Genomic DNA, 14866 nt, shown 5'->3' with positions numbered 1-14866 from the left:
TGGTGATCACCGGCGGAAGTAGGCTGAGGGCATGTGGCAGTCGGAGGTGCGCGTCGACCTGGACGCGATCCGGGAGAACGTGGCCCGGCTCAAGTCGGGCACCAGCGCCGAGCTGATGGCGGTGGTCAAGGCAGACGGCTACGGCCACGGCATGGTGCCGGCGGCCCGGGCGGCGCTCGACGCCGGGGCGGACTGGCTCGGCGTCTGCACGCTCGACGAGGCGCTCCTGCTGCGGCAGGAGGGGGTCACGGCGCCCGTGCTGGCCTGGCTGCTCGACCCGGGGCTGCCGCTGCACGACGGGGTCGCCGTCGGTGTCGACCTGGGCTGCGCCAGCCTCACCCAGCTCGACGAGATGATCGAGGCGGGTCGGCGGGCGGACCGTCCGGCCCGGCTGCACCTCAAGATCGACACCGGGCTGTCCCGCGGCGGGGCCACCGTGGCCGACTGGCCGGCGCTGCTGGAGGCCGCCGCGAAGGCCCAGGCCGACGGCCTGGTCGAGGTGGTCGGCGTGTGGAGCCACTTCGTGTACGCGGACTCGCCCGGACACCCCACCACCGACCGGCAGTTGGCGGTGTTCCACGAGGGGCTGGAGATGGTGGAGCGGGCCGGGCTGCGCCCCCGCTACCGGCACCTGGCCAACTCGGCGGCCACGCTGACCCGCCCGGACACCCACTTCGACCTGGTCCGCCCCGGCCTGGCCGTCTACGGCCTCTCCCCGATCGAGGGCGAGCAGTTCGGCCTGCGCCCGGCGATGACCGCCCGGGCCCGGGTCATGCTGACCAAGCGGGTCCCGGCCGGCACCGGCGTCTCGTACGGCCACACCTACCTGACCGAGCAGGAGGCGAACCTGGCGGTCGTCCCGCTGGGCTACGCCGACGGGGTGCCCCGGCACGCCTCGAACACCGGCCCGGTGCAGCTCGCCGGCAAGCGACGGACCATCTCGGGGCGGGTCTGCATGGACCAGTTCGTCATCGACTGCGGCGAGGACGAGGTGGCCGCCGGGGACGTGGCCACCCTCTTCGGCAGCGGCGCGGACGGCGAGCCCACTGCCGACGACTGGGCCGAGGCGGTCGGCACCATCAACTACGAGATCGTGACCCGGTTCGGTGGCGTCCGGGTGCCGCGCGTCTACGACGGCGAGCGGCCGTGAGCGCGAGGAGTGAGCCGGGGTTGCGAGCCCCGCAGTCGCGAGCCGAGGTGGCGCCGTGAGCGCGAGGAGTGAGCCGGGGTTGCGAGCCCCGCGGCCGCGAGCCGAGGTGGCACCGTGAGCGCGAGGAGTGAGCCGGGGTCGCGAGCCGAGGCTGCACAGTGAGTCAGCGGTTCCGGGTTCCCCGGCCGCGGACCGCCGCCGGCCGGGTCGCCGGGGTGGTCGGGGCCGCGCTCGGTGTGGCCGCCGCCGGGGTCGCCGCGGGTGTGGTGAGCGAGCGGGTTCTCATCCGCCGCCTCAAGTCGGACCCCGCGGATCCGTACGCCGACGAGGTCTTCGGCGACCTGCGCTACGACGCGGCGTACCCGCTGGAGATGCCGGACGGCACCGACATCCACGTTGAGGTGGTCGAGCCGACCCGCCCGGTCGCCGGGCACCCGACCGTGGTGCTGGTGCACGGCTTCTGCCTGGACATGGGGACGTTCCACTTCCAGCGCAAGCTGCTCGCCGCGCGTGGCGACTACCGGATCGTCGCCTACGACCAGCCCGGGCACGGTCGCTCGGGGAAGTTGGAGGGCGGCGACTACGACCTGGCCGCGCTGGGCCACACCCTGCGGCGGGTGATCGACGAGGTGGCCCCCGAGGGGCCGCTGGTGCTGATCGGCCACTCGATGGGCGGCATGACGATCATGGCGCTGGCCGAGCTGTATCCGGAGCTGTTCGGCGACCGGGTGGTCGGCACGGTGCTGATGGCCACCTCGGGCGGGCTGCTCGCGGAGACCAAGCTGGTGGCGCCCGCGCTGCTCGGCCGGGTCGGCGCGCCGGTGATCTACATGATGAGCAACGCCACCCGCTACGGCGGCACCGTGATCGACAAGGCCCGCAAGTCGACCTCCAACGTGGCCTGGCTGCTGACCCGCAAATACGGCTTCGGCACCCCGAAGCCCAGCCCGGCCCTGGTGTCCTACGTCGAGACGATGAACTCCCGCACCTCGGCCGACACGGTCACCCGCTACCTGCGCACGCTGGCCACCCACTCCCGGTTCCCGGCGCTGGCCGCGCTGGCCGGCACGCCGGTGCTGGTGATCGTGGGGGACAAGGACATGATCACGCCGGTGACCCACTCCGAGGAGATCGTCCGGCGGCTGCCGCACGCCGAGTTCGTGAAGATCCACGACAGCGGCCACGTGGTGATGTTGGAGCACGCCGACGAGGTGAACGCGGCACTGGAGAGGTTCCTGGAATCGCTGTGACAACGGTCCTTGAGTTGAAGACGGTCGACGACACGCACGAGTTCGGCCGCCGGCTGGCCGGGGTGCTGCGCGCCGGTGACCTGCTGCTGCTCAGCGGCCCGCTGGGCGCCGGCAAGACGGCGCTGACCCAGGGCATCGGCGCCGGCCTCGGGGTGCGCGGCGACATCACCTCGCCGACGTTCGTGATCGCCCGGGTGCACCGGCCGGATCCGGCCCGGGGCGGCCGGGTGAGCCTGGTGCACGCCGACGCGTACCGGCTGGGGGAGTCGGCCGACCCGCGTGCCGAGATCGACGATCTGGACCTGGACGCCTCGGTGGACGAGGCGGTCACCGTGGTCGAGTGGGGCGAGGGGATGGTCGAGCAGCTGGTCGACGCCCACCTGCGGGTGCGCATCGACCGGCGGGACGACGACACCCGGGTGGTGAGCCTGGAGCCGGTCGGCGGCGACTGGGCCCAGCGGCTGGCCACCCTGGACTGACCCCTTGTCGTACCCGCTGCCTACAGTGCCGGGGACCGTTCCGACGCGGTGAAAGGTTGCCGATGCCCGACGACACTCCCTTCCTCGACCTGCTGGCGCTCCTGCCGGACGACTGGCGCGCGGCGCTCACCCCGCACCTCGATCCGGCCCGCACGGCGGCGCTGGCCGAGTTCGTCGCCGGGGAATACGCCACCGGCACGGTCTTCCCGCCGGTCGAGGACCTGTTCTCCGCCTACCGGCTGTGCGGGCCGGAGCAGACCCGGGTGCTGATCCTCGGGCAGGACCCATACCACAAGGCGGGGCAGGCGCACGGTCTGAGCTTCAGCGTGCGTGAGGGGGTGGCGGTGCCGCCGTCACTGCGCAACGTCTTCAAGGAGTTGGGCGAGGACCTGGGCGTGCCGAAGCCAGCCGGCGGCAACCTGAGCGGCTGGGCGGCGCAGGGTGTGCTGCTGCTCAACGCGGTGCTGACCGTCCGGCAGGCCACCCCGGGCTCGCACGCCAACAAGGGCTGGGAGGAGTTCACCGACGCCACGATCCGGGCCCTGGACGCGCTCGACCGGCGGGTGGTCTTCCTGTTGTGGGGCGGCTACGCGCGCAAGAAGGCCGCCCTGGTCACCAACCCGAACCACGTGGTGCTGGAGGCCGGCCACCCCAGCCCCATGAACCCGCGCGGCTTCCTGGGCAGCCGGCCGTTCAGCGCGGCCAACAAAGCGCTCGCCGACGCCGGCCTGCCCACCGTCGACTGGGAACGCATCGCCGGCTGACCCCTGACGCAGGGCTGTCGTTCCGTGGCGGACGGTAGTAGGCTCTGCCCCGTTCGCGCCCGGAGCGGGGAGGTGACCGTGTCGGCGACCATCACCTCGGACGGCTGGTCGACGGTGCCGGCGGCGCTGTCGGAGACCGCCGACCGGTTCCTGGCGCTGGCCCGCTCGGTCCCGCCGGACACCATGGTCACCGCCGACTGGACGGCCGCCGAGACCTTGGCGCACCTGGCCTCGATCGCCTGGCTCTACGTCGGGTTGGTCGACCCGACCGGCGAGCCGTTGCCGGTCCCCGGGCTCGGCGAGCGGCTTCCGCTGGTCACGGTCGACACCGTGGCCGACGCCAACGACCTGGTGCTGCGGCACCTGACCGAGCGCGACCCGGCACACCTGCTCGACCGGCTGCGCCGCGATGTCGACCGGCTGCTGGCGGCCTGCGCCGACCGCCGCCCCGACGAGGTGGTGCCCTGGCTCGGTGACGCCCGGGTCCCGCTCCCCGGTCTGTTCGCCCATCTGGTCAACGAACTGCTGCTGCACGGCTGGGACCTGGCCCGGGCGACCGGCCGGTCGTGGTCGGTCCCGTCCCGGGACGCGGTGCTCTTCCTCGACCTCTTCCTGGCCGGGGTGGTCCGGCACGGCTACGGCCGGCTGCTCGACGGGGTGGAGCCGCCGCGCCGCCGGATCGTGGTGCGGTTCGTCTCGGCGTACGCGGCGCCGCTGACGCTCGCGCTGGCCGACGGGCGGGTGCGGTTCGCGGCCCCCGACGAGCGGCCGGATGTGCGGATCCGTTTCGACCCGGCGACGCTCAACCTGATGATGTTCGGGCGGATCAGCCGGGCCCGCGCCGTGCTCACCGGCCGGGTCCGCGTCGCCGGTCCCCGCCCCTGGCTGCTGCCGCAGTTCCTCAGGGTCTTCCGCACCCCGAGCTGAGCCGCGAAGCGGGAGGGGCGTCACCGCCGGTAACCGGTGCGGCGACTAGGCTGGCATACCGTGCTCGTACTCGTGGTGGACTCCTCGACGCCCGCGGTGACCGCGGCGCTGGTCGAGGTCTCGGAGGACGGCGTCGCGGCCCGCGCGCAGCGGTGCACGGTCGACGCCCGCGCGCACGGCGAGCTGCTCGCCCCGCAGGTCGACGCGGTGCTGGCCGACGTCGACGCCCGCCCCGCCGACCTGGCCGCGATCGTCGCCGGGCTCGGTCCCGGCCCGTTCACGGGGCTGCGGGTCGGCCTGGTCACCGCCGCCACCATGGGCCAGGTGCTCGGCATCCCCACGTACGGGGTCTGCTCGCTGGACGGGATCGGCCACCCGGTGGCCGCCGGCGAGCCGGTGCTGGCGGCGAGCGACGCCCGCCGCCGGGAGGTCTACTGGGCCGTCTACGACGGCGCCGGCCAGCGCATCGCCGGGCCGAACGTGGACACGCCGGCGGTCGCCGCCGAGCGGGCCCGGGATCTGGCCGTCACGGTGGCGGTGGGTGACGGCGCGCACCGGTACGCCGACGTCCTCGGCCTGCCGGTCCGCGACGAGCCGCGTTACCCGGACGCCCTGGCGCTGGCCCGCCTTGCCGCGGAGCGGATCCGCGCGGGCGCCCCCGGCGAGCCGCTCACCCCGCTCTACCTGCGCCGCCCGGACGCGGTCGCGGCCACCGGCCACAAGCCGGTCCTGCCATGAGTCAGGTCCGACTGGGCCGCTTCCGCTGGTGGCACGTCGACCAGGTGCTGCCCCTGGAGGCGGACCTGTTCGGCGCCGAGCAGTGGTCCCCGGCGATGTTCTGGAACGAGCTGGCCAACGGCCACCACTATCTGGTCGCGACCGACGACGATGGCACGCTGCTCGGCTACGCCGGGCTGATGGTGGCGCCGCCCGACGAGGCGTGGGTGCAGAACATCGCGGTCCGCCGAGACGCGCAGCGCCGGGGGATCGGCCGGCTGCTGCTGGAGGCGCTGCTGGCCGAGGCGGCCCGGCGCGGGGTGCGCAGCACGCTGCTGGAGGTCGCCGCGGACAACGCGCCCGCGCAGCGGCTCTACGCGATGTACGGCTTCGAGCCGATCGGCGTGCGCCGCGGCTACTACCAACCGAGCAACACCGACGCGCTGGTCATGCAGCGCAACGAGGACTGACGCGCATGGCTGACGAACCACTGATCCTCGGCATCGAGACGTCCTGCGACGAGACCGGGGTGGGCATCGTCCGCGGGCACACCCTGCTCGCCGACGCGCTGGCCTCCAGCGTCGAGGAGCACGCCCGGTTCGGCGGCGTGGTGCCCGAGGTGGCCAGCCGCGCCCACCTGGAGGCCATCGTGCCGACCATGGACCGGGCGCTGCGCGAGGCCGGGGTGACGATCGCCGACATCGACGCGATCGCCGTCACCTCCGGGCCGGGCCTGGCCGGCGCGCTGCTCGTCGGGGTCGCCGCCGCCAAGGGGTACGCGGTGGCCGCCGAGAAGCCGGTGTACGGGGTGAACCACCTCGCCGCGCACGTGGCCGTGGACACCCTGGAGCACGGCCCGCTGCCCGAGCCGGCCATCGCCCTGCTGGTCTCCGGCGGGCACTCCTCGCTGCTGCGCGTCGACGACCTGGCCCGGGAGGTCACCCCGCTCGGCTCGACCATCGACGACGCGGCCGGTGAGGCGTTCGACAAGGTGGCCCGGCTGCTCGGGCTGCCCTTCCCGGGCGGCCCGTTCATCGACCGGGAGGCGCGTGCCGGTGACCCGGCGGCGATCGCCTTCCCGCGCGGGCTGACCGCGGCCAAGGACCTGGCCGGGCACCGCTTCGACTTCTCCTTCTCGGGGCTGAAGACGGCGGTGGCCCGGTGGGTGGAGGCGCGGCAGCGGGCCGGCGAGGCGGTGCCGGTGGCCGACGTGGCCGCGTCCTTCCAGGAGGCGGTCTGCGACGTGCTGGTCGGCAAGGCGCTGGACGCCTGCCGGAGCAGCGGCATCGACACCCTGGTGATCGGCGGTGGGGTGGCGGCGAACTCGCGGCTGCGGGCCATGGCGGAGCACCGGGCCGCGAAGCACGGCGTCCGGGTGCGTACGCCCCGGCCGAAGCTCTGCACCGACAACGGCGCCATGGTGGCCGCACTCGGCTCGCACCTGGTCGCCGCGGGCGTCGCCCCGAGCCGGCTGGACCTGCCGGCCGACTCGGCCATGCCGCTGACCGTGGTCAGTGTCTGAGGCGGGGGAGGGGACCGACGTGATCGTCCGGATGTGGGAGGCGAAGGCCGAGCCGTACGGGTTCGCCGACCTGATCACCTGGGTGTGCGAGACCGCGCTGCCCGAGTTCGAGCACGAGCCGCTGCACCTGTCCAGCGAGGTGTTCTCCTCCACCGACCACCGGGTGGTGGTCATCTCGAAATGGCGGAGCAACCCGCGGGAGCTGCCGGAGCCGCCCATGCGGCTGGTCGCCCGGCCGCCGCACAGCTGGGACTTCACGCAGGTCGATCGCTGACCCGGCGGGGCCGCCTGACCGGCGGGAAACTGGTTGGCGTCCACCCCGGCGCGGCACCTAACGTCGGGTGGTCATGCGTTTCTCACCTGCCGGCGATCCCGGCACTCCCGACGCCCGGTCCGCCACCCGTTACCTGGTCTGGCTCGCCGGTCGGCACCCGCTGCTTTTCGGCGGCGCCATCGCCCTCGGTGTCACCTGGATGCTGGCCCAGGCGCTGATGCCGGCCGCTGTCGGCCGGGCCATCGACGCCGGCCTCACCCACCGCGACCCGGACGCCCTGCTCCGCTGGGGTCTCGTCCTGCTCGGGCTGGGCGTCGTCCAGGCGACGACGGGCATCCTGCGGCACCGCTGCGCGGTGCACAACTGGCTCGGCGCCGCCTACCGGACGGTGCAGGTCACCGTGGACGCCACCAACCGGCTCGGCGCCGCGCTGCCCCGCCGGGTCGCCGCCGGTGAGGTGGTGAGCATCGGCACGGCCGACATCGAGCACATCGGCAGCGCCGTGGACATCACGGCCCGGGGCACCGGCGCGGTGGTGGCCATCGCCACGGTGTCGGCGATCCTGCTCACCGCCTCCGTGCCGCTCGGCCTCGTGGTGGTGCTCGGGGTGCCGCTGCTCATGGCGCTGGTGGCGCTGCTGATCCGGCCGCTGCACCGGCAGCAGGCCGCCTACCGGGAATCGACCGGTGAGCTGACCGCCCGGGCCGGGGACATCGTCTCGGGGCTGCGGGTGCTGCGCGGGGTGGGCGGCGAGCCGGTGCTGGGCGCCCGCTACCGGGAGCAGTCGCAGGCGTTGCGGGCGGACGGCCTGCGGGTGGCCCGGGTGGAATCCCTCATCCAGGCCGCGCAGATCCTGCTGCCCGGCGTCTTCGTGGTGCTGGTGACCTGGCTCGGGGCCCGGTTCGCGCTGCGCGGCGAGATCAGCGCCGGCCAGTTGGTCTCCTTCTACGGCTACACGGCGTTCCTGGTCAGCCCGCTGCGCAACCTCACCGAGGCGGCCGACAAGCTGACCCGGGGGCACGTCGCGGCCCGCCGGGTGGTGCGGCTGCTCCGCCTCGCCCCGGAGTTCACCGACCCGGCCAGGACGGTGCCGGTGCCCGCGGGGCCGGGCGAGCTGGTGGACGTGCGCTCCGGGCTGGTGCTGCGGCCGGGCCGGCTCACCGCGCTGGCCGCCACCGCGCCCGAGGACGCCGCCGAGATCGCCGACCGGCTGGGCCGGTACGTCGACGGGGACGTGACGCTGCACGGCGTACCGCTGCGGGATGTGGCGCTGGCGACGGTGCGCGAGCGGATCCTGGTGGCCGACAACGACGCGCAGCTGTTCAGCGGCGCGCTCCGCACGGAGCTGGACCCGCGCGACCGGGGGGATCGCCACGCCGTCGAGGCGGCGCTGGTGGCGGCGAGCGCCACGGACATCGTCGAGGCGCTGCCCGGCGGCCTGGACAGCCCGGTCGCCGAGCGGGGCCGGGAGTTCTCCGGCGGGCAGCGGCAGCGGCTGCGGCTGGCCCGGGCGCTGGTCGCCGACCCGGAGACGCTCGTCCTGGTCGAGCCGACCAGCGCGGTGGACGCGCACACCGAGGCGCGGATCGCCGACCGGCTCGCCGCCGCCCGGCGCGGCCGGACCACGCTGGTCTGCACCACCAGCCCGCTGGTGCTCGGCCGCGCCGAGCACGTGGTCTTCGTGGAGGACGGCAAGGTGGTCGCCGAGGGCCGCCACGACGAACTGCTCGCCGCCGAGCCCCGCTACCGGGCCACGGTGAGCCGGGAGGAGGACCGGTGAGCAACGCCCTGCCCGTCGCCGACGCTCAGCAGGTCCGCCGGTACGCGCGGGAGCTGGCCCGCCGACACCCGCGCGGCCTGGCCGCCGCGCTGGGCCTGCACGCGCTCGCCGCGGCGGCCGGCCTGGTCGCGCCCCGGCTCCTCGGCGACCTGGTCGAGGGGATCTCGCGCGGCGTCGGCGCGGTGACCGTCGACCGGGTCGCCCTGGCCATCGCCGGCTTCGTGGTCGCCCAGTCGGTGCTGGTCCGCTTCGCCCACCTGGCCTCGGCCCGGCTCGGCGAGCGGGTCCTCGCCGAGCTGCGCGAGGAGTTCGTCGACCGGGTGCTCGCCCTGCCGCTGTCCACGGTGGAGCGGGCCGGCACCGGCGACCTGCTCACCCGCACCTCCCGGGACGTCGCCGCGCTGTCCCGGACGGTCCGGTTCGCCGCCCCGGAGACGCTGATCGCGGCGGTCACCGTGCTGCTGATCCTCGGCGCGCTGGTGCTGACCGGCCCGCTGCTGGTGGTGCCCTGCCTGCTCGCGGTGCCCATGCTGGTCGCCGGCACCCGCTGGTACCTGCGCCGGGCGCCGGCCGGCTACCTGCGGGAGAACGCCGCATACTCCGACATCACCGACGGGATCAGCGAGACGGTCGAGGGTGCGCGGACCACCGAGGCGCTGCGCCAGCAGGCCCGCCGCCGGGCCCGCACCGACGCCGACATCCGCCGGTCGTACGCGGCCGAGTACTACACGCTCAGCCTGCGCACGGTCTTCTTCCCGGTCGCCGAGATCGGCTACCTGCTGCCGGTGGTCGGCACCCTGCTGCTCGGCGGCTGGTTCTACCTGAAGGGCTGGGCCAGCCTCGGGCAGGTCACCGCGGCCACCCTCTACGCCCAGCAGCTGGTGGACCCGGTCGACCGGCTGCTCTCCTGGCTGGACGAGTTCCAGGTCGGCGGCGCCTCGCTGGCCCGACTGCTCGGCGTGGCCGCCGAGCCGGCCGGAGCCTCCACCCCGGCACCCGACCGGCGGCCGGTCGCCGACAACGGGCGGCTCGCCGCCCACGACGTCCGGTACGCGTACCGCGCCGGCCACGACGTGCTGCACGGGGTGACCCTGGTGCCCCGGCCGGGGGAGAAGCTGGCCATGGTCGGCCCGTCCGGCGCGGGGAAGTCCACGCTGGGCCGGCTGCTGGCCGGGGTGCACGAGCCGCGGGCCGGCACGGTGACCGTGGACGGGCGGCCGCTGTCCGGGCTGCCCCTGGCCGAGCTGCGCACCCACGTCGCGCTGGTCAGCCAGGAGCACCACGTCTTCATCGGCACCCTCGCCGACAACGTGGCGATGGTCCGCCCGGACGCCGGCCCCGCCGAGGTACGCGCGGCGCTCGCCGCGGTCGACGCGCGGGACTGGGCGGAGGCGCTGCCGGACGGGCTGGACACCCGGGTCGGTGCGGGCGGGCACCCGCTCTCGCCGGCGCAGGCGCAGCAGGTCGCGCTGGCCCGGCTGGTGCTCGCCGACCCGCACACCCTGGTGCTGGACGAGGCCACCTCGCTGATCGACCCGCGGGCGGCCCGGGCGCTGGAACGCTCGCTGGCCGCCGTGCTCCAGGGCCGGACCGTCATCGCCATCGCGCACCGGCTCTTCTCCGCCCACGACGCGGACCGGGTGGCGGTGGTCGAGGACGGCCGGATCACCGAGCTGGGGTCGCACGACGAGCTTGTCGCGGCCGGCGGCTCCTACGCCGCACTCTGGCGGTCCTGGCACGGCTGAGCGAAAAAGCCCCCACCGGGCACACCGGTGGGGGCCTCGCGCGTGCGGCGCGCTCAGGAGCGGCGGAGCAGCCGCCAGGTCGCGTACCCGCCGGTGGCCAGGGCGAGCAGGAAGACGGCCCACACGACGGTGGTGCTGACCTGGATCCCGCCGTTGCTGCCGACGTTGGCCCCGGCGGCGGCGATCAGCGAATCGCTCTGCGCCGGGGGCATCGCCGGAGGCGGGAGCTGCTGCCAGCGGACCAGCCCGGTGCTCTCCAGCATCAGCATGTGATTGGTGACGAAGGTGTTCGTCTGGTCGGCGAGCTTGCGCACGATCGGGTCCCGGGTGCTGGCCCGGACCGCGCCGATCACCGGGAAGATGTTGCCGTGCGCGACCCGCAGCCGGGTCACGAAGATCTGGTCGAACTGGGCGCCGGTGGCGTTCTGCATCTCGGTCAGCCACCCCTGCTGCTGGGTGGTCGGGGTGGTCGGCAGGGTGGCGCCCAGCTTGTTCGCGGCCTCGACCACGAGCTGGTCCAGCACGCCGTGCTGTCGCGCGATCTCCGCGCCGATCTCTCGTACCCGCTTCGACTGGCCCTTCTCGGCGGCCATCTGCCCGGCCGGCATCTCCCAGAGCCCGGCCAGTCGTACCCCGTTGAGCAGCGTCATGTCGGCGGCGTTGAGCTGCACACCCGGGTTGGGCGCGGCCTGTGCGGTGCCGGGAAGGACGCCGATCCCCGCGGCGAGCGCGACGAGCAGCAGGATCACCCGGTGCGCCAGCCGGCGGCGTGCGGATTCCAGCGGTGCCATGGTTGCGGTGCCTCCTCGGTCCGGACCGGTACGCGGGATGGCGCGGACGGCCGCCCCCGCGGCCGTCCGTCCGCCCACTGGTACGGATCACGAGCCGTTTCAGTTCACCGGATTTGGCAGCCGGTCAGCCGACGTCGAGCGGGTCGGCGAGGAGGCGTTCGAAGGCCAGCTCGGCGGCGCCGATCAGCGCCGCGTCGTCACCGAGTTTCGGGGTGCGCAGCCGCACGTGTTCCAGGCAGGCGGGCAGCCCGTTGGAGTTGAGCCGGCTGCGCACCTGGGCGGCGGCGGCCAGGTAGAGGTCGCGCATGGTGCCGCCGAAGATGACCATCTCCGGGTTGAAGATGTTGACCAGGTTGGCCACGCCGAAGCCGAGCCAGTCGCCGGCCTGCCGCACCGCGGTCTGGGCCCGCGCGTCGCCCCGGTCGGCGGCGTCGAAGACGGCTAGCAGCGCCTCCCGGCCCCGGGCGTCGGAGCGGCCGGCGGCGCGGAGCAGCCCGTGCTCGCCGATCTCGGTCTCCCAGCAGCCGCGCCGCCCGCAGTCGCAGCGCATCCCGTCGCGGACCACCACCATGTGGCCGACCTCGCCGCTGTAGCCGCCGTGTCCGGTGAGCCGCCGCCCCCCGGCGATGATGCCGGCCCCGACGCCGACGTCCCCGTAGAGGTAGATGACGTTGTCGCAGCCGGCCGCGACGCCCCGGGCGTGCTCGGCGAAGGCGGCCACGTCGGCGACGTTGCCCACGGTGATGGGCACGTCGACGCCCAGCTCGGCGGCGAGCGCCGCGCCGATCGGCTCGTCCACCCAGCCGGTGGTCGGGCTGAGCCGGACCAGCCCGTCCTCGCGGCGGACCATGCCGCAGACCGCCACGCCGGCCCCGACGCAGATCGAGTCGGGCGGCACCGCCCGGTGCATCTCCCGGACCGCGTCGGCCAGCAGCGGTGCGGCCTCCTCGGCGACCAGGTTCCGCGGCCGTTCCAGTTCCCGGCGGTCGAGCACCTCACCGCCGAGCCCGACCCGCGCGGCCCGCAGCCGGTCCACCTCGACGCTGTACGCGTACGCGTAGACCCGGGCCGACTCGGGCCGGACGACCAGCGAGGGTCGTCCGGCCCGGCCGGTCTCCTTCGGCGTCCCCTCGCTGACCAGACCGGCGCCGGCCAGGTCGGCGGTCAGCGCGCCGATGGTGCTGCGGTTGAGGCCGAGCGCGGTGGTCAACTCGGCGCGGCTGGTGGCCCCCCGCACGTGCACGTACCGGAGCAGTGCGCCCAGGTTCTGCCGACGGATCTCGTCCTGGCTCGGTCCCGCGCGCATCGCCACCGTCATGTTCCGTGCCGGGTTCAGCGGGTGCCGGTCGCGGCGGCCCGCCGCCGGGACAGCGCGTCGATGGTGGCGGCGGCGAGCAGCACCACGCCGGTGACCACGTACTTCACGCCCGAGCTGTAACCCATCAGTCCCATACCGTTGTCGATGACCGCGACCACCGCGCCACCGAGCACGGCGTCGAGGACCCGGCCCTTGCCGCCGAAGAGGCTGGTGCCGCCGATCACCGCCGCGCCGACGGCGTAGAGCAGTACGTTACTGCCACCGGTGTTGGGGTCCACCGAGTTGGCCCGGCTGGCCGCCACGATGCCGCCGATCGCCGCCATCGTGGAGCAGATGACGAAGACGGAGATGCGGATCCGGTCGACGCTGATGCCGGCCCGGCGGGCCGCCTCGGCGTTGCCGCCGACCGCGTAGACGTGCCGGCCGTAGCTGGTGCGCTGGAGCACGAAGGTCCAGAGGACCAGCAGCAGCGCGATGATCGGCACCACGATCGGTACGCCCTTGAGCGAGACGACCAGCACGTTGCGGCTGCGCTCCAGGTTGAGCACGTAGACCGCGGCGCCGAGGATGACGGCGAGGCCGGCGATCCGGGCGACCACCACCGCGAACGGGTCGGTGAGCAGGCCGCGCGCGGCCCGGTTGCGGTGGCGCAGCAGTTGCACGGCCGCGTACCCGGCGACGGCCACCGCGGCCAGCGCCCAGCCGAGCGCGGGGGAGAGGTTGCGGTTGGCGATGGCGAGGACGGTGTCGTCCCGCACCGAGATGTTGGAGCCCTCCTTCATGAGCATCAGCACGATGCCCTGGAAGGCGAGGAAGCCGGCCAGGGTCACCACGAAGGAGGGGATGCCGACCTTCGCCACCAGCAGGCCGAGCCCGGTGCCGATCACCAGGCCGGTGCCGACGGCGGCGAGCACCGCGACGTACCACGGGTAGCCGAGTTCGGTGACCACGTTGGCCAGGATGGCGGCGCAGACGCCGCTGGCGAAGCCGGCGGAGAGGTCGATCTCGCCGAGCAGCAGGACGAAGACCAGCCCCATCGCGATCAGGGTGACCGCGGCCCCCTGGGTGAACAGGTTGGCGAAGTTGCCGGCCGTGAAGAACGACGGGCGGGCGATCGAGAAGCCGACGGCGAGCGCGAGGAGCATGAACACCGCGGGCAGCGCGCCGATGTCGCCGCCGCGTACCCGGCGCCAGTAGTTGCTGAGGTGGGTGCCGACGGTGGGCGTCGGCGCGACCGCGCCGGGGCCCTCCTTCTGGACGGCGGTGGTGGTCATCGGACGGCTCCTGGAGTCGTGTCGGCGGGCGCGGCGCCGGTGCCGTTGCTGCCCTGGTCGGCGAGGCCGAGGTTGCCGGAGCGACCGGCGGTGATCAGCTCGACCACCTGGGAGTGCGTGATGTCGGTGGTCTTCACCTGGGCGACCATCTGGCCGAGGTAGAGCGCGGCGATGCGGTCGGAGACCGCGAAGACGTCGTTCATGTTGTGCGAGATGAGCACCACGGCCAGGCCGTTGTCGGCGAGCCGGCGGACCAGCTCCAGCACCTGGGCGGTCTGCGCGACGCCGAGGGCGGCGGTCGGCTCGTCCAGGATGACCAGCCTGCTGTTCCAGAGCACCGCCTTGGCGATGGCCACGGTCTGCCGCTGGCCGCCGGAGAGGCTGGACACGTGCTGGCGCAGCGACTTGACGGTCCGCACGCTCAGCCCGGCCAGGGTCTCGGCGGCCATCTGCTCCATGGTCGGCTCGTCGAGCACGATGCCGCTGCGCTTCTCCCGGCCGAGGAACATGTTCTGCACGATGTCGAGGTTGTCGCAGAGCGCGAGGTCCTGGTAGACGACCTCGATGCCCAGCGCGGCCGCGTCGCGCGGGCTGTTGATGCTCACCGGCCGGCCGTCGAAGCGGAACTCACCGCCGTCGGTGGGATGGATGCCGCTGATGCACTTGACCAGGGTCGACTTGCCGGCGCCGTTGTCGCCGACCAGCGCGGTCACCTCGCCGGGGTACGCGGCGAAGGCCACGTCCCGCAGCACCTGGACGGGACCGAAGCTCTTGTCGATCCCGCGTAGCTCCAGCAGGGGGGTTGCGGACACGGGGTTCTCCTTCGGAAACGGAGGGAAGGTCTCGGATCCCGTCCAGCGTGGGCGCCGCCCGGC

Annotated in this window: 15 protein-coding genes; 11 read left to right on the top strand and 4 right to left on the bottom strand. The window is 74.2% G+C overall.

Annotated features, from left to right (window positions below):
* The first annotated feature begins 31 nt into the window (after positions 1-31).
* From alr to ACFYPD_RS02395, 11 genes are all read left to right on the top strand, one after another.
* Positions 32-1150 carry an alanine racemase gene (alr, locus tag ACFYPD_RS02445; RefSeq protein WP_387107930.1) on the top strand — a complete coding sequence of 373 codons (1119 nt, stop codon included), beginning with the start codon at positions 32-34 and terminating at the stop codon, positions 1148-1150.
* Between the two features lie 158 nt (positions 1151-1308).
* Complete coding sequence (locus ACFYPD_RS02440; RefSeq protein WP_387107928.1) at positions 1309-2400, top strand: alpha/beta fold hydrolase; 1092 nt, start codon at positions 1309-1311, stop codon at positions 2398-2400.
* On the top strand, positions 2397-2879 hold the full coding sequence (tsaE, locus tag ACFYPD_RS02435; protein WP_387107926.1) for a tRNA (adenosine(37)-N6)-threonylcarbamoyltransferase complex ATPase subunit type 1 TsaE: 483 nt from the start codon (positions 2397-2399) through the stop codon (positions 2877-2879). Before ACFYPD_RS02440 ends, tsaE begins: the two co-directional genes overlap by 4 nt.
* Before the next feature lie 62 nt (positions 2880-2941).
* On the top strand, positions 2942-3643 hold the full coding sequence (gene ung, locus ACFYPD_RS02430; RefSeq protein WP_387107924.1) for a uracil-DNA glycosylase: 702 nt from the start codon (positions 2942-2944) through the stop codon (positions 3641-3643).
* Positions 3644-3721: 78 nt separating this feature from the next.
* Entirely contained in the window at positions 3722-4570 is an 849-nt protein-coding gene (locus ACFYPD_RS02425; protein WP_387107921.1) for a maleylpyruvate isomerase family mycothiol-dependent enzyme, read from the top strand.
* Between the two features lie 60 nt (positions 4571-4630).
* Positions 4631-5308, top strand: a complete 678-nt coding sequence (gene tsaB, locus ACFYPD_RS02420; RefSeq protein ID WP_387107920.1) for a tRNA (adenosine(37)-N6)-threonylcarbamoyltransferase complex dimerization subunit type 1 TsaB — start codon at positions 4631-4633, stop codon at positions 5306-5308.
* A complete protein-coding gene (rimI, locus tag ACFYPD_RS02415; protein WP_387107918.1) occupies positions 5305-5757 on the top strand; it encodes a ribosomal protein S18-alanine N-acetyltransferase in 453 nt (150 codons plus the stop codon). Before tsaB ends, rimI begins: the two co-directional genes overlap by 4 nt.
* A 5-nt stretch (positions 5758-5762) precedes the next feature.
* Positions 5763-6809 (top strand): tRNA (adenosine(37)-N6)-threonylcarbamoyltransferase complex transferase subunit TsaD, encoded by a 1047-nt coding sequence (tsaD, locus tag ACFYPD_RS02410; protein WP_254334716.1) that lies wholly within the window; start codon positions 5763-5765, stop codon positions 6807-6809.
* 19 nt (positions 6810-6828) lie between these two features.
* Entirely contained in the window at positions 6829-7083 is a 255-nt protein-coding gene (locus ACFYPD_RS02405) for a hypothetical protein (RefSeq protein ID WP_091262671.1), read from the top strand.
* 73 nt (positions 7084-7156) lie between these two features.
* Positions 7157-8863, top strand: coding sequence for an ABC transporter ATP-binding protein (locus tag ACFYPD_RS02400; RefSeq protein WP_387107915.1), 1707 nt, complete (start codon positions 7157-7159; stop codon positions 8861-8863).
* A complete protein-coding gene (locus tag ACFYPD_RS02395) occupies positions 8860-10608 on the top strand; it encodes an ABC transporter ATP-binding protein (RefSeq protein WP_387107913.1) in 1749 nt (582 codons plus the stop codon). Before ACFYPD_RS02400 ends, ACFYPD_RS02395 begins: the two co-directional genes overlap by 4 nt.
* A 53-nt stretch (positions 10609-10661) precedes the next feature.
* Here the strand turns inward: ACFYPD_RS02395 and ACFYPD_RS02390 are convergent, their stop codons facing one another.
* The 4 genes from ACFYPD_RS02390 to ACFYPD_RS02375 form a co-directional block, all read right to left on the bottom strand.
* Complete coding sequence (locus ACFYPD_RS02390; RefSeq protein ID WP_387107910.1) at positions 10662-11399, bottom strand: DUF4142 domain-containing protein; 738 nt, start codon at positions 11397-11399, stop codon at positions 10662-10664.
* A 124-nt stretch (positions 11400-11523) separates the two neighbouring features.
* A complete protein-coding gene (locus ACFYPD_RS02385; RefSeq protein WP_387107907.1) occupies positions 11524-12705 on the bottom strand; it encodes an ROK family protein in 1182 nt (393 codons plus the stop codon).
* 26 nt (positions 12706-12731) lie between these two features.
* Positions 12732-13991, bottom strand: a complete 1260-nt coding sequence (locus tag ACFYPD_RS02380; protein ID WP_387107905.1) for a sugar ABC transporter permease — start codon at positions 13989-13991, stop codon at positions 12732-12734.
* Positions 13988-14803: an ATP-binding cassette domain-containing protein gene (locus ACFYPD_RS02375; protein ID WP_387107902.1), complete on the bottom strand. Its 816-nt coding sequence runs from the start codon at positions 14801-14803 to the stop codon at positions 13988-13990. The genes ACFYPD_RS02380 and ACFYPD_RS02375 overlap by 4 nt, the downstream gene beginning before the upstream one ends.
* Positions 14804-14866 lie beyond the last annotated feature (63 nt).

Origin of the sequence: Micromonospora sp. NPDC005299, from assembly GCF_042872345.1 — a bacterium.
In the GTDB taxonomy this organism is placed as follows: domain Bacteria; phylum Actinomycetota; class Actinomycetes; order Mycobacteriales; family Micromonosporaceae; genus Micromonospora.
The sequence above is the reverse complement of the archived record's forward strand: the minus strand, read 5'-3'. Positions and strand labels throughout refer to the sequence as shown.

What these genes read in the sequence shown, in the direction of transcription:
- alr (WP_387107930.1), top strand. Translation starts at nt 32, where the DNA reads ATGTGGCAGTCGGAGGTGCGCGTCGACCTGGACGCGATCCGGGAGAAC.
- ung (WP_387107924.1), top strand. Translation starts at nt 2,942, where the DNA reads ATGCCCGACGACACTCCCTTCCTCGACCTGCTGGCGCTCCTGCCGGAC.
- rimI (WP_387107918.1), top strand. Translation starts at nt 5,305, where the DNA reads ATGAGTCAGGTCCGACTGGGCCGCTTCCGCTGGTGGCACGTCGACCAG.
- tsaD (WP_254334716.1), top strand. Translation starts at nt 5,763, where the DNA reads ATGGCTGACGAACCACTGATCCTCGGCATCGAGACGTCCTGCGACGAG.
- ACFYPD_RS02400 (WP_387107915.1), top strand. Translation starts at nt 7,157, where the DNA reads ATGCGTTTCTCACCTGCCGGCGATCCCGGCACTCCCGACGCCCGGTCC.
- ACFYPD_RS02390 (WP_387107910.1), bottom strand. Translation starts at nt 11,399, where the DNA reads ATGGCACCGCTGGAATCCGCACGCCGCCGGCTGGCGCACCGGGTGATC.
- ACFYPD_RS02385 (WP_387107907.1), bottom strand. Translation starts at nt 12,705, where the DNA reads ATGCGCGCGGGACCGAGCCAGGACGAGATCCGTCGGCAGAACCTGGGC.
- ACFYPD_RS02380 (WP_387107905.1), bottom strand. Translation starts at nt 13,991, where the DNA reads ATGACCACCACCGCCGTCCAGAAGGAGGGCCCCGGCGCGGTCGCGCCG.